The sequence below is a fragment of the Burkholderia gladioli genome (assembly GCF_000959725.1).
In the GTDB taxonomy this organism is placed as follows: Bacteria; Pseudomonadota; Gammaproteobacteria; order Burkholderiales; family Burkholderiaceae; genus Burkholderia; species Burkholderia gladioli.
In genome coordinates this window covers 2,248,420-2,261,196 of sequence record NZ_CP009322.1, presented here as the reverse complement: position 1 = coordinate 2,261,196, position 12,777 = coordinate 2,248,420, and the positions used below count along the sequence as shown (strand labels likewise).

The window sequence follows — 12,777 nt, the reverse complement described above, 5'->3', positions numbered from 1 at the left end:
CGCGCCGATGCCGTCGTCGATCAGCTGTCGTCCTCGCGGATCGACGAGGGATGGCGGCACAGCGCGCGCACTTCCACCTGCATGTACGGGAACAGCGGCAACTGGCTCAGCAGGTCGTGCAGATGCGCCGGGCTCTCCACGTCGAACACGCTGATGTTCGCGTAACGTCCGGCGATGCGCCACAGATGCCGCCAGATGCCTTCCTGCTGCAGCCTCTGCGACATCGCTTTTTCCTCGGCCTTGAGGCTCGCCGCCTTGACCGGGTCCATCTCGGCCGGCAGGTTCACGGTCATTTCCACATGGAACAGCATGGTCGTCCTCCGGGCTCAGGCCGAGGCGCGCGCGCGATCGACCTCGGCGCTCGGCAGGGCGGCACGCTCGCGCGTCATGCGGAAGTCGAAGTCGATCAGCGTGAACTGGCCGCTCAGGCCATAGGGTTTGCCCTCGGCGCCCTCGGCCTTCTTCAGCTCCGGCACCAGGCCGTCGCGGGTGGCGAAGGCGAAGTCGTCCCACAGATACGGATCGCCGTCGATATTGATCTGCGTGGTCAGGCGGCGCATGCCGTCGGCGGTCACGAAGAAGTGGATATGGGCGGGGCGATGGCCATGGCGGCCGACCAGGTCGAGCAGTTGCTCGGTCTTGCCGCCCGGCGGCACGCTGTAGCCGACCGGCACCACGCTGCGGAAGGCATACCGGCCCTCGGCATCGGTGCGGATCGAGCGGCGCAGGTTGAAGGGCTGCTGCGACGGATCGAAGTAGGAATAGTTCCCGAGATGGTTGGCGTGCCAGACCTCGACCAGCGCATTGGCCAGCGGCTTGCCCGCGTCGTCGAGCACCCGGCCGCGCATCACCAGCGTCTCGCCCGGCTCGCCGTCCTCGTCCAGCCGCGCGAAGCCGGCCGATTCCGGCGCACCGGCCACATAGAGCGGGCCCTCGATGGTGCGCGGCGTGCCGCCCTCGATGCCCGCGCGGGCCTCGGCCTCGTCGAGCCGCACGTCGAGGAAGTGCTCGAAGCCGAAGCCGGCCGCCAGCAGCCCCAGTTCGCCGCTCTTGCCCGCCTCGCCGAGGTAGTTCAGCGCGGTCCAGAACTCGCTCGGGCTGACGTCGAGTTCCTCGATGGTGTAGAACAGGTCGCGCGTGATCCGGTTGACGAGCGCGCGCACGCGCGGATTGCCGGGCTTGATGGCGGTGTCGTCGAAGGATTTCAGCAGGGCGTCGATGGCGGGCTTGTCCATGTATGTCTCCGATATGTGAATGTGGGGGCGAGGTGGGTGGCGCGGCGGTTCAGGTCCGCCGCATCCGTTCGATGCGTGGCCAGTCGGGCTCGATGCCTAGCCCCGGGCCGTTGGGCAGGTGCAGCGCGAAGTCGTGATAGCGCAGCGGCTCGACCAGGATCTCCTCGGTCAGCAGCAGCGGGCCGAACAGCTCGGTGCCCCAGTCCAGCGGCCCGAAGGTGCTGAACAACTGCGCCGAGGCGAGGGTGCCGATCGCGCCTTCCAGCATGGTGCCGCCGTACAGCCCGAGCTGCGCGGCCTTCGCGATCGCGGCCACTTGCGCCGCGCCGGCCAGGCCGCCCGACTGGGCGATCTTGATGGCGAACACGTCGGCGGCGCGCGAGCGCGCGATCTCGTAGGCGTCGAAGGCGCCGTGCAGCGCCTCGTCGGCCATCACCGGCACGGCGGCCAGCGCCGTGAGGCGGGCCAGGCCGGCGCGGTTGGCCGCCGAGATCGGCTGCTCGACCAGGCCGACGCCGGCCTCGGCCAGGCGCGGCAAGGCGCGCAGGGCCTCGGTCTCGCTCCAGGCCTGGTTGACGTCGACGCGCACCTCGCCGCGCGGGCCGATCGCGGCGGCGATCGCGGCCACGTGGGCGAGATCCTGCTCCACCGGGCGCAGCCCGATCTTGAGCTTGAACACGCGATGGCGGCGCGCCTCCAGCATCTGCTCGGCTTCGGCGATGTCGCGCGCGGTGTCGCCGCTGGCCAGGGTCCAGGCCACCTCGACCGAATCGGCAGTGCGCCCGCCGAACAGCTCCGACAAGGGCACGCCGAGACGGCGCGCCTGGGCGTCGTAAAGGGCGGTTTCCACCGCGCACTTGGCGAAGCGGTTGCCCTGGAACAGCTTGCGCAGGCGCGCCATGGCGGCGGCCGGGCGCGTGGCGTCCATACCCTGCAGCAATGGAGCGAAGTAGGTGTCGATATTGGCGCGGATGCTTTCCGGGCTTTCCTCGCCATAGGCCAGGCCGCCGATGGTGGTGCCTTCGCCCACCCCCTCGACCCCGTCGCTGCAACGCACGCGCACCAGCACCAGGGTCTGGCAGTTCATGGTCGCCACCGACAGGCGGTGCGGGCGAATGGTGGGGACGTCGACCAGCAGGGTCTCGACCCGCTCGATGCTCACGCCAGTTGCTATCATGCGATTCCTCCGGTTGGCGCTCATGGTCGGTCAAAAGCCCGGCGGCCGTCCAACACCGTTTCCGACTACTTCCATACTTTCGAGGTATGCATGGAATTGCGGCAGCTCCGCTACTTCATCGCCGTCGCCGAAGAGATGAACATCACGCGGGCGGCCGAGCGGCTGCACATGACCCAGCCGCCGCTGTCGCGCCAGTTGCAGATGATCGAGGAGGAAATCGGCCTGCCGCTGTTCGAGCGCGGCGCCCGGCCGCTGCGGCTGACCGAGGCCGGGCGCGTGTTCTACGCGCAGGCGCGGCGCCTGGTCGAGCAGGCCGACGAGCTGGCGCCGCTCACGCGGCGGCTCGCGCAGTTGTCGGAGCGGATCGTGATCGGTTTCGTGCCCTCGTCGATGTACGGCGCGCTGCCCGACGTGATCCGCGCCTTCCGCGAGCGCGCGCCGAACGTCGAGCTGTCGCTGATCGAAATGTTCACGCTGGAGCAGTTGGGCGCGCTGAAAGGGGGGCGCATCGACGTCGGTTTCGGCCGGCTGCGCTTCGACGACGACCAACTGGTGCGCGAGGCCCTGATCGAGGAGAAACTGATCGCGGCCTTGCCGGCCGGGCATCGCTGCGCCGACCCCGCGGTGCCGATCACGCTGGCCGAGCTGGCCGCCGACACGCTGATCGTCTATCCCAGCACGCCGCGGCCGAGCTTCGCCGACCAGCAGCTCTCGGCGCTGCGCGACGGCGGTCTCACGCCGGCCGCCGTGCACGAGGTGCGCGAGCTGCAGACCGCGCTCGGGCTGGTGGCGGCCCAGGTGGGCGTGTCGCTGGTGCCGGAGGGCGTGGAGGGCGTGCGCGTGCGCGGCATCGTCTACCGGCGGCTGCCCGAGCCGGTCGCCACCTCGCCGATCATCATGAGCCGGCGCCTGCACGACGAGGGTTCGGCCACCGCATTGTTCTGCCGGCTGGCGCGCGAGCTGTTCGCGCTGGCGCAGGGGCCGGCGGGCGCCTGAGTTACGCCGGGGCAGCGGCGCTGAAGTGGCCGGGCGCCTGGCAAGGCAGGCTGCGTGGCGGAGGTGGCCCGGATAGCCGGCTAGCCGAGACGGCTGAAGTATCGAAGTGCCGGAGCTGGCCGAGGCGGCGGATGCGGCCGAGGCGGCCTGATGCAGCCGCTACGGCCTCAGGTGGCGGGGCGGCCGAGACGCTCCCTAGCGCCGCTCCAGCGTGTCCGAGGGCGATTCGCCGAAGCGCTCGCGATAGGCGATCGCGAAACGACCCAGATGCGCGAACCCGCAATCGAGCGCGATATCGGCGATACGCCGGCCCGGCGCCGCCGCGCCCAGCATCTCGCGCGCGTGCTCGAGCCGCGTGGCGCGCAGGAACTGCGTTGGGCTGAGCCCGCGAAACTGCAGGAAACCCTCGCGCAGCGTGCGTTCCGGCACGCCGGCAGCGGCCACGATATCGGCCAGTTGCAGCGGCTGCGCGTAGGCAGTCTCGACGAATTCCTGGGCGCGGCGCACGAAGGCGGGTGCGGGATCGTGGCGGCGGGGCGCGATGGCGAGCCCGGCGGGATTGCCGGCCGGAACGGGAAGCGCGGCATGGACGCGGGCGGAAAGCCCGAGCCGGCCCGCCGCGCGCGCCGGATGGCCGTCCACCAGCAGGTCGAGCAGCAACTGCTCGATGCGATCGGCCACGCGCGGGTTGGCGCAGGCCGCCTCCAGCAGGTCCGGCGAGCGCGCCACCAGCATCAGTTGCTGGAGCCACGGCGCCAGCGAGGCACCACCCACGCCCACCACCGGGTCGAGGCCCGGCGCGCCGTCCGTCAGCGCCGCCAGCGCGGCCGCGTCGATGCGCATCACGAACTGCTCGCAGTCGGCCGACAACTCGGCGTCGAAGGTCTCGCCGGGCGCGCAGATCACGCCGGTGCGCCCGTCCACCGCGAGCAGCCGCCCGCCGGCGCGCACCCGCGCATGGCCGGCCACGCAGAACATCAGCAGGTGGTAGCCGTCGACGGCATCCACGCGCACCTGCATCGCCTCGCCGAAGGCGATCGCCCCCAGCCCGAGCCGCCCGAGCCGCACGAAATCCATATGGGCCGCGCCGCCGTGCCGGCGGCCGCCCGGCACCAGCGCGTGCGGCTGCATCACGCGCGAGATGCGCTCGCGCGTCTCGTCGAGATCGCGCGATTCGAATAGCCGGTGCGCGCGCAGCGCGAGCGGATTGAACAGGGTCGGGGACATGATCGTGTCGGTGAACGGCGCGTCGGCGCCGCCGTCGTTTTCGCGATCCTATCGCAAAAATAATCGGCGATCGGCAGAAAGCCGCCGGAACTGGATAGTGCAGCGCCGCAAGCGGGGGCCGCCCGCCGTTTCCGGATAGACGCCGAATATTAGCGTTTCAAGAATCGAGTCCTGTCGGGTGATATCCACCCTCGTCCCCAGGAGACCACTATGGAACTGACCGAAACGCCGGTGCGGCTCGCCGACCGTCACGACACGGCCGAACTGCGTTTTCCGCGCGAGGACGGCTCGCGCGTACCCTACAAGGTGTTCAGCTCGCAGGCCGTCTACGAGCGCGAGCAGGAGCGGATCTTTCGGGGTCCTACCTGGAACTTCGTGGCGCTCGAGGCCGAGCTGCCCAAGCCGGGCGATTTCAAGAGCAGTTTCGTCGGCGACACGCCGGTGGTGGTCACGCGCGGCGAGGACGGCACGCTCTCGGCCTGGGTCAACCGCTGCGCGCATCGCGGCGCGCAGGTGTGCCGCCAGGCACGCGGCAACGCCAGCTCGCATACCTGCGTCTACCACCAATGGAGCTTCGACAATGCCGGCAACCTGCTCGGCGTGCCGTTCCGGCGCGGGCAGAAGGGCATGACCGGCATGCCGCCCGATTTCGATCCGAAGCAGCACGGGTTGCGCCAGCTGCGCGTCGAGAGCTATCGCGGCCTGGTGTTCGCGAGCTTCAGCGAGGAAGTCGCGCCGCTGCCCGAGTACCTGGGCGCGGAAATGCGGCCCTGGATCGACCGCATCTTCCACAAGCCGATCGAGTACCTCGGCTGCACGCGGCAATACTCGAAGTCGAACTGGAAACTCTACTTCGAGAACGTGAAGGACCCGTATCACGCGAGCATGTTGCACCTGTTCCATACCACCTTCAATATCTTCCGGGTCGGCATGAAGGCGCGCTCGATCCCCGACGCGACGCACGGCCTGCACAGCATCATCACCGTCACCAAGACCGGCGAGGACACCTCGGCGGCCTACAAGCAGCAGAACATCCGCTCCTTCGACGAGGGCTTCGCGCTGGAGGACGATTCGATCCTGGGGCTGGTGTCCGAATACGACGAGGACACCACCAACCACATCCAGCCGATCTTCCCGCAACTGGTGATCCAGCAGATCCACAACACGCTGGTGGCGCGCCAGTTGCTGCCCAAGGGGCCGGGCAACTTCGAGCTGGTGTTCCACTTCTTCGGTTATGCCGACGACACGCCCGAGCTGCGCGCGCTGCGCATCAAGCAGGCCAACCTGGTGGGGCCGGCCGGCTACATCTCGATGGAGGACACCGAGGCCACCGAGCTGGTGCAGCGCGGCACCTTCCGCGATCCCGACGCGAGCTCGGTGATCGAGATGTCGCGCAGCAATCCCGACCAGCAGGACACGGTGATCACCGAAAGCCTGATCCGGCGTTTCTGGGTCGGCTACCAGAAGCTGATGGGCTATTGAGAACCCGCGGAGCACACCCATGACCGACGACATTTCGCTGTGGCTCGAACTGACGATGCTGCAGAACCGCTATCTCGGCCACCTCGACAACAACCGGCTGGAAAGCTGGCCGGAGATGTTCACCGAGGACTGCCTGTATGAAATCGTGCCGAAGGAGAATGCCGATCTCGGCCTGCCGATCGGCATCATCCACTGCAGCAACCGGCGCATGCTGCGCGATCGCGTGGTGTCGTTGCGCCACGCCAACATCTACGACGCGCATACCTATCGCCACATGACCTCGGGCCTGACCATCCTCGAAGTGCGCGGCGAGGAGATCGACACCGAGAGCAACTACGTGGTGGTGCAAACCAAGAGCGACGGCGAATCGCATGTCTACCAGGCGGGCCGCTACTTCGACACCGTGGTGCGCACGCCCGAGGGGCTGCGCTATCGCGCCAAGCGCGTGATCTACGACACCTCGCGCGTGCAGACCCTGCTCGCGACGCCGATCTGAACCGCTGGAGGAAGGACATCATCATGACCGAGGACACGCTCGATACCTGGCACGCGCTCGGCGCGCTCGACGAATTCAGCGAGGACGAACCGGCCGCGCGCGTGGTCGGCGGCAAGCCGATCGCGATCTTTCGGCTCGGCGACGAGCTGTTCGCGCTGCACGATCTCTGCACGCATGGCCACGCGCGGCTGTCGGAGGGGTTCGTCGAGGACGGCTGCGTGGAGTGCCCGCTGCACCAGGGGCTGGTCGACATCCGCAGCGGCGCGCCGCGCTGCGCGCCGATCACCGAGGCGGTGCGCAGCTATCCGATCCGCATGGTCGACGGGCAGGCGCAGGTCCATGTCGGCTGATCCGGTGGTGATCGTCGGCGCCGGCCACGCGGCCCGGCGCGCGGCCGAGGCCTTGCGCGAGCGTGATGCCGCGCTGCCGATCGTGATGCTGGGCGAGGAGCCCGAGGCGCCTTACGACCGGCCGCTGCTGTCGAAGGACGCGCTGCTCGCGGAGGCCGAGGAGCCGCGCCTGTTCGTGCGCGAGCCGGGCTGGTACGCGCAACAGCGCATCGAGCTGCGGCTCGCCACGCGCGTCGAGGCGATCGACCGCGCCGCGCAGCGCGTGCGCCTGGCCGACGGCGCCAGCCTGCCCTATGCGCGGCTGCTGCTGGCCACCGGCTCGCGCGTGCGGCCGTTCGGCGGCGCGCTGGAGCCCGGCGTGCCGCTGCACTACGTGCGCATGCTGGCCGATACGCGCGCGCTGCGCGAGGCCTTGCGGCCGGGCCTGCGCGTGGCCGTGCTCGGCGGCGGCTTCATCGGCCTGGAGGTGGCGGCCAGCGCAGTGCGGCTCGGCTGCCGGGTCAGCGTGATCGACCCGGCCGCGCGCCTGCTCGGCCGCGCGATGCCGCCCGAGGTGGGCGAGCACGCGCTGGCCCTGCATCGGCGGCATGGCGTCGAGGTGCGGCTCGGCGTGCTGCCCGAGCGCGTGCGGCGCGATCCCCGCGATTCCGGCGGCGCGCTGCTGGTGGAAACCAGCGAAGGCGAGGTGCCGGCCGACGTGGTGGTGGTCGGGATCGGCGTGGTGCCCAACGTCGAACTCGCGCAGGCGGCGGGCTTGGAGGTGGCGGACGGGATCCGCGTCGACGCCGGCTGCCGCACGCTCGATCCGGCGATCTTCGCGGCCGGCGAAGTGACTTCGCATTTCCATCCGCTGGCGGGGCGCCACGTGCGCACCGAATCCTGGCAGATCGCCGAGCGCCAGCCGGCCGTGGCGGCGGCCAACCTGCTCGGCGGCGAGGACGCTTACGCGGAGCTGCCCTGGCTCTGGTCGGATCAGTACGACAGCAACCTGCAGACGCTCGGCTGGTTTGAGCCGGGGCAGCGGCGCGTGCTGCGCGGCGAGCCGGGCCGCGGGCCGTTCGCGGTGTTCGGGCTGGACGGGGAAGGGCGGCTCGCGGCGGCGGCGGTGATCGACGCGGGGCGCGAGATGGCGGTGTGCCGCCGGCTGGCGGCTGCGCGCGCGCCGCTCGACGCGGCGCGGCTGGCCGATCCGGCGGTGGCGCTGCGCAGCCTGCTGTAAGGGCGCGAAGCACAGTTGGGGCCGCGCTTGCGCGTTCGCGCGCGAGCGTCGAGAATCGTCGTTCCCGTTCACCCCAACCCCGACGACGACCGAGATCATGGCCTACGACGACAAGAACATCTTCGCGAAAATCCTGCGCGGCGAGCTGCCCTGCACGCGCGTGTACGAGAGCGACAGCACCATCGCGTTCATGGACATCATGCCCCAGTCGCCGGGCCACACCCTGGTGGTGCCGAAGGAAGCGGCCGAGATGCTCTACGAGCTGTCCGACGAGGCCGCCGCCGAATGCATCCGCGTCACCAAGCGCATCGCGCTGGCGATCCGCGAGGCGCTGCGCCCGGACGGCCTGTTCATCGGCCAGTTCAACGGCGCGGCGGCCGGCCAGACCGTGCCGCACGTGCACTTCCACCTGATTCCGCGCTGGGCCACCCAGCCGCTCGGCGCGCACTCGCGCGACGTGGCCGATCCGAAGGAACTCGAGGCGATGGCCGAGCGGATCCGCGCGGCGCTGAAGTAAGCACGTTCCCCTTGGGTAAGCGCAGCCGATGAGCGCGTGTCCGCCGGGCACGTGCCCGGCCTGTCACGTCGCCGTCACGATCTGCCTCAGAGCTGGCCGTCGACCGGCAGCATGCGGAACAGGCCCGTCAGCGCATTGCGCACGAAACCCGCGCCGGGATCGACGCTGTAGGTGCGCACCTGGCCATGCTCGACATCGGTCCAGAGCAGCGGCGATTGCGCGGCCGGCCCGCCCGCCGCGGACGAGGCCGGCTCGGCCAGCGTCACGCGATAGCTTTCGGTCGGCTGCGTGACATGGTCGAACAGCCCGGCCACTTCGCCCGCCAGTTGCGGGCTGCGGATCACCAGGGCCAGCTCGGTATTGAGGTAGGCCGAGCGCGGATCGAGGTTGAGCGAGCCGATCACCAGGGTCGAGCGGTCGATCACATAGGCCTTGGCATGCAGGCTCGCGCGCGAGCGCGAGCCGAACAGCCGCAAGCTGGCGGTGGGCGGCTGCTCGGCGCGGAACTCGTAGAGCTCGACGCCGCGCCGCAGCAGCGGCACGCGATAGGGCGCATAACCGGCCTGCACCGCCACCGCGTCGGTGGCCGCCAGCGAATTGGTCAGGATCGCGACGCGCACGCCGCGCGCGCTCAGCGCGCCAAGCGCCTCCACGCCGGCATCGTGCGGCACGAAATACGGCGAGAACACCAGGAACTCGCTGCGCGCCTCCTTGGCGAGCTTGGCGAGCGTCTGCATCGGCGGGCTCTGGTAGGTGCCGCTCGCCATCGTGATCTTCTCGGGCGAGTCCGCCTTGAACTCGGCTGGGGCCCACACCAGGCCGAGCTGCTCGCCGGCGATCTGCGCGGCCAGCGGGGTGGCGTTGAGCGGCTTGGCGTCGTAGGGCGTGGCGTTCTCGCGCCAGTGCTCGCGCAGCGCGTCGCGCGCCTGGTCCAGGTCCTGCGGCGAGAAGCGCTGGTGGTTGAGCGCGCGCAGCGGATAGGCGCTCGCGCTGGCCCAGTAGGCGTCGAAGCTCGACGAGATGTCGGCCGTCACCGGTCCGGCCGCCAGCACGTCGAGATCGCGGAACTGCAGGGTCGGGCTGGCGCTGAAATACTCGTCGCCGAGATTGCGGCCGCCCACGATCGCGAGCTGGTTGTCGGCGATCATCGCCTTGTTGTGCATGCGCCGCGTGAAGCGGTCGATCTTGGTGACGAGGTCGGCGGTGCGCGCGAACATGCCGCGCTGGGTCGCGCCGAACGGGTTGAACACGCGGATCTCGATGTTCGGGTGCGCGTTCAGCGAGGCCATGATCTGGCCGATGTCCTTGAAGTTCAGGTCGTCCACCAGCATCCGCACGCGCACCCCACGATCGGCCGCGTAGAGCGCGGCGGCCAGCAGCAGCTTGCCGGTGGTGTCCTCGGTGGCGATGTAGTACTGCATGTCCAGCGTCCGGGTGGCCGCGCGGGCCAGCGCGATGCGCATCTGCAGCGCGTCGGTGCCGACCGACAGCACGCGGAAGCCCGATTCGCCCGGATGCGCGCGCTCGGGCGCGGCCAGCGCGTCGCGCAGCGGGGTGGGCGTGTCCTGCGGCAGCGCGTGCGTGACCGGGCGCGGCAGCGAGGTGGCGGGCGGGTGGGTCGCGCAGCCGCTCAGGACCAGGGCAAGCGCGGCCAGCCCGGCGACGGCGAGGCGTCGAGCCGCGCGCGCCGGATGGCGGGCACGGGATTCGCGTCGAGCGGAAATGGCCGGCACGCTGCGGACTCCTTCGAAACGGGACGAGGGGCGCCGGCGGGCGGGGCGCCGGGCCTGGAATGTGCGGATCGATTCTACGGGGGCGCTTGCGATGCGGCAACCGGCCGGCGCGGGAGGCGGCGCCGGCGGCCGATGCTGCCGATGCCGCTGATCTTGCTGGAGCCGCCGAAACCACCAGAACCGCCCGCCAATCGCCGGTGTACCATCGGACGATTCCTCATCCGCCCTGATCGACGCATGTCCTTGCCGTCTGCTCCCGAGCTTCCCGCCGCCTTCGAAATCGTCCGTCTCGGCCCGTCGCGGGCGGAGGATTACCGGACCATCCGGCTCGCCGCCCTGCAAGCCGATCCCGACGCGTTCGGCTCGACCTACGAGCTCGAGGCCGCGCGTGGCCTCGACCACTTCGTGGAGCGCCTGGCGGGCACCGCCGTGTTCGGCGCCTATCGCGACGGCGAGATCGTCGGCATGGCCGGCCTGCGGCGCGAGCCCGGCCCGCGCGAGCGCCACAAGGGCGTGCTGTGGGGCGTGTTCGTCGAGGCGCGCGTGCGCGGCCTCGGCGTCGGCCGCGCGCTGCTCGACGCGGTGCTCGCCGAGGCGGCCGAGGAACTCGCGCAACTCACCCTGGCGGTTGCCGGCGCCGACCAGCGCGTGCGCGACTGGTACGTCCGCGCGGGCTTCGAGGTCTACGGCGTCGAGCCGCGCGCGCTGAGCGTGCCGGGCGGTTTCGTCGACACCGTGCTAATGGTCCGCTTCCTCACCTCCGCCGATTCTCCCGGCGATACCGATACGCGACGATGCGCGACAAGTCAGCCGAACTGAAGGCCAGCAAGCGCCGCGCGCTGGCGCTGCTGCTCGCCGTCACGGCGGTGTTCGCGCTCACCCTGGCGGTGCCCGGCGGGCCGTGGATCGACGGCGTGAAGGCGGTGGCCGAGGCCGCCATGGTGGGCGCGCTGGCCGACTGGTTCGCGGTCGCCGCGCTGTTCCGGCGCGTGCCGATCCCGATCGTGTCGCGCCATACCGAGATCGTGCCGCGCAACAAGGAACGCATCGCCGACAATCTCGCGCAGTTCGTGCGCGAGCGCTTCCTCGATCCGGCCTCGATCGTCGCGCTGATCCAGCGCCACGACCCGGCCGCGCGTCTCGCCCAATGGCTGGTGGAGCCCGCCAATACCCGGGTGCTCGGCGGCTACGCGACGCGGCTGATCGGCTTCGCGCTGGAGATGACCGACGACGCGCGGATCCAGCGCTTCGTCAAGGACGCGCTGCACGCCGCCTTCGACAAGGTGGACCTGTCGCGTTCGGCCGGCGCGATCCTCGACACGCTCACGCGCGACGGCCGCCACCAGCAACTGCTCGACGACGGCATCGCCCAGTTGGTCGCGCTGCTGCGCGAGCCCGAGCAGCGCGGCGCGATCGCCTCCTACATCGTCGACTGGCTCAAGGGCGAATATCCGAAGATGGAGCGCGTGATGCCGACCGCCTGGCTCGGCGAGCACGGCGCCGAGCTGATCGCCAACGCGGTGACGCGCGTGCTAATCCAGATCGGCGAGGATCCGGAGCACCGGTTGCGGCGCAGCTTCGACGCCACGGCCGCGCGCCTGGTCGAGCGGCTCAAGGCCGATCCCGCGTTCATCGAGAAGGGCGAGGAGCTCAAGCGCTACCTGCGCGACGGCGAGGCCTTCAACGGCTACGTGGCCGAGCTCTGGAGCCAGTTGCGCGACTGGCTCAGGGCCGATCTGGCGCGCGAGGATTCGCTGCTGCACCGGCAGGCCGCCGCGCTGGGCGGCTGGCTCGGCGAGCGGCTGGCGGCCAGCCCGGCGCTGCGCGAATCGATGAACGAGCATGTCGAGAAGGCGGCCGCCGAGATGGCGCCCGAGTTCGCGGCCTTCCTCACGCGGCACATCAGCGACACGGTGCGCAACTGGGACAGCGAGGAGATGTCGCGGCAGGTCGAGCTCAATATCGGCAAGGACCTGCAGAGCATCCGCATCAACGGCACGGTGGTGGGCGGCCTGATCGGGCTGGTGCTGTACCTGGTGAGTTATGCGGCGCGCTGGGCCGGCGCCGGGCTGCCGTTGCACTGAAGCGCCGGCGAGCATGCCGGCTCGCCCGGTACTTGGCCCTGCCTAGCAGCTCCCCGGGGTCACGGGTCGGCCCCAGCCGGCCCGCATGACATCCCTGTATCGCGCCCGCATCGCCCGCCAGGCTTGGCCGCCCCATGTCGCGCGGGCAGCGTTGTTCACTCCCGTTTGACATTTCTCCGCTCGACGCGGCGCGAGCCCTCATGGTGTAATCGCGCGACCGTTTGCAAGCCCCTCACAAGCCTTTCGCAAGCCCATCCGCAA

The 12,777-nt window shown here is 70.4% G+C and carries 13 protein-coding genes; 8 read left to right on the top strand and 5 right to left on the bottom strand.

Going from position 1 to position 12,777, the window contains the following annotated elements; genetic code table 11:
- Positions 1-20: 20 nt before the first annotated feature.
- Genes catC through BM43_RS10055 form a run of 3 tightly spaced genes read right to left on the bottom strand, consistent with a single transcriptional unit; the run spans position 21 to position 2,412 of the window.
- Positions 21-311, bottom strand: a complete 291-nt coding sequence (gene catC, locus BM43_RS10065) for a muconolactone Delta-isomerase (RefSeq protein WP_036055681.1) — start codon at positions 309-311, stop codon at positions 21-23.
- Between the two features lie 15 nt (positions 312-326).
- Complete coding sequence (gene catA / locus BM43_RS10060; RefSeq protein ID WP_036055682.1) at positions 327-1,235, bottom strand: catechol 1,2-dioxygenase; 909 nt, start codon at positions 1,233-1,235, stop codon at positions 327-329.
- A gap of 49 nt (positions 1,236-1,284) precedes the next feature.
- On the bottom strand, positions 1,285-2,412 hold the full coding sequence (locus tag BM43_RS10055; RefSeq protein ID WP_036055683.1) for a muconate/chloromuconate family cycloisomerase: 1,128 nt from the start codon (positions 2,410-2,412) through the stop codon (positions 1,285-1,287).
- Between the two features lie 90 nt (positions 2,413-2,502).
- Between BM43_RS10055 and BM43_RS10050 the strand changes: the two genes are divergently transcribed.
- The gene (locus BM43_RS10050) at positions 2,503-3,408 is read left to right on the top strand and encodes a LysR family transcriptional regulator (protein WP_017920582.1); all 906 of its coding nucleotides are present in this window, start codon (positions 2,503-2,505) and stop codon (positions 3,406-3,408) included.
- Between the two features lie 195 nt (positions 3,409-3,603).
- On the opposite strand, the gene andR is transcribed toward BM43_RS10050, so the two are convergent.
- Positions 3,604-4,635, bottom strand: coding sequence for an anthranilate 1,2-dioxygenase regulatory protein AndR (andR, locus tag BM43_RS10045; RefSeq protein ID WP_036055684.1), 1,032 nt, complete (start codon positions 4,633-4,635; stop codon positions 3,604-3,606).
- 210 nt (positions 4,636-4,845) lie between these two features.
- Between andR and andAc the strand changes: the two genes are divergently transcribed.
- The 5 genes from andAc (at position 4,846) to BM43_RS10020 (ending at position 8,699) form a co-directional block, all read left to right on the top strand.
- Complete coding sequence (gene andAc, locus BM43_RS10040; RefSeq protein WP_013690993.1) at positions 4,846-6,117, top strand: anthranilate 1,2-dioxygenase large subunit AndAc; 1,272 nt, start codon at positions 4,846-4,848, stop codon at positions 6,115-6,117.
- Between the two features lie 19 nt (positions 6,118-6,136).
- Positions 6,137-6,613, top strand: coding sequence for an anthranilate 1,2-dioxygenase small subunit AndAd (andAd, locus tag BM43_RS10035; RefSeq protein WP_025100419.1), 477 nt, complete (start codon positions 6,137-6,139; stop codon positions 6,611-6,613).
- Between the two features lie 23 nt (positions 6,614-6,636).
- Positions 6,637-6,963 (top strand): anthranilate 1,2-dioxygenase ferredoxin subunit AndAb, encoded by a 327-nt coding sequence (gene andAb / locus BM43_RS10030; protein ID WP_025100420.1) that lies wholly within the window; start codon positions 6,637-6,639, stop codon positions 6,961-6,963.
- Positions 6,953-8,182, top strand: coding sequence for an anthranilate 1,2-dioxygenase system ferredoxin--NAD(+) reductase (andAa, locus tag BM43_RS10025; protein WP_036055685.1), 1,230 nt, complete (start codon positions 6,953-6,955; stop codon positions 8,180-8,182). Before andAb ends, andAa begins: the two co-directional genes overlap by 11 nt.
- Before the next feature lie 97 nt (positions 8,183-8,279).
- Positions 8,280-8,699, top strand: coding sequence for an HIT family protein (locus tag BM43_RS10020; RefSeq protein WP_013690989.1), 420 nt, complete (start codon positions 8,280-8,282; stop codon positions 8,697-8,699).
- 86 nt (positions 8,700-8,785) lie between these two features.
- On the opposite strand, the gene BM43_RS10015 is transcribed toward BM43_RS10020, so the two are convergent.
- Positions 8,786-10,432, bottom strand: a complete 1,647-nt coding sequence (locus BM43_RS10015; RefSeq protein ID WP_042286421.1) for a phospholipase D family protein — start codon at positions 10,430-10,432, stop codon at positions 8,786-8,788.
- Between the two features lie 237 nt (positions 10,433-10,669).
- Here BM43_RS10015 and BM43_RS10010 point away from each other — a divergent pair, with 237 nt between their 5' ends.
- The gene (locus BM43_RS10010; protein ID WP_063769167.1) at positions 10,670-11,251 is read left to right on the top strand and encodes a GNAT family N-acetyltransferase; all 582 of its coding nucleotides are present in this window, start codon (positions 10,670-10,672) and stop codon (positions 11,249-11,251) included.
- Positions 11,227-12,516, top strand: coding sequence for a DUF445 domain-containing protein (locus tag BM43_RS10005; RefSeq protein ID WP_036055686.1), 1,290 nt, complete (start codon positions 11,227-11,229; stop codon positions 12,514-12,516). Before BM43_RS10010 ends, BM43_RS10005 begins: the two co-directional genes overlap by 25 nt.
- Positions 12,517-12,777 lie beyond the last annotated feature (261 nt).

Bases quoted from the DNA above. Each gene is read 5' to 3' on its own strand.
- catC (WP_036055681.1), bottom strand. From the start codon at position 311: ATGCTGTTCCATGTGGAAATGACCGTGAACCTGCCGGCCGAGATGGAC.
- catA (WP_036055682.1), bottom strand. From the start codon at position 1,235: ATGGACAAGCCCGCCATCGACGCCCTGCTGAAATCCTTCGACGACACC.
- BM43_RS10055 (WP_036055683.1), bottom strand. From the start codon at position 2,412: ATGATAGCAACTGGCGTGAGCATCGAGCGGGTCGAGACCCTGCTGGTC.
- BM43_RS10050 (WP_017920582.1), top strand. From the start codon at position 2,503: ATGGAATTGCGGCAGCTCCGCTACTTCATCGCCGTCGCCGAAGAGATG.
- andR (WP_036055684.1), bottom strand. From the start codon at position 4,635: ATGTCCCCGACCCTGTTCAATCCGCTCGCGCTGCGCGCGCACCGGCTA.
- andAc (WP_013690993.1), top strand. From the start codon at position 4,846: ATGGAACTGACCGAAACGCCGGTGCGGCTCGCCGACCGTCACGACACG.
- andAd (WP_025100419.1), top strand. From the start codon at position 6,137: ATGACCGACGACATTTCGCTGTGGCTCGAACTGACGATGCTGCAGAAC.
- andAb (WP_025100420.1), top strand. From the start codon at position 6,637: ATGACCGAGGACACGCTCGATACCTGGCACGCGCTCGGCGCGCTCGAC.
- andAa (WP_036055685.1), top strand. From the start codon at position 6,953: ATGTCGGCTGATCCGGTGGTGATCGTCGGCGCCGGCCACGCGGCCCGG.
- BM43_RS10020 (WP_013690989.1), top strand. From the start codon at position 8,280: ATGGCCTACGACGACAAGAACATCTTCGCGAAAATCCTGCGCGGCGAG.
- BM43_RS10010 (WP_063769167.1), top strand. From the start codon at position 10,670: ATGTCCTTGCCGTCTGCTCCCGAGCTTCCCGCCGCCTTCGAAATCGTC.
- BM43_RS10005 (WP_036055686.1), top strand. From the start codon at position 11,227: ATGCGCGACAAGTCAGCCGAACTGAAGGCCAGCAAGCGCCGCGCGCTG.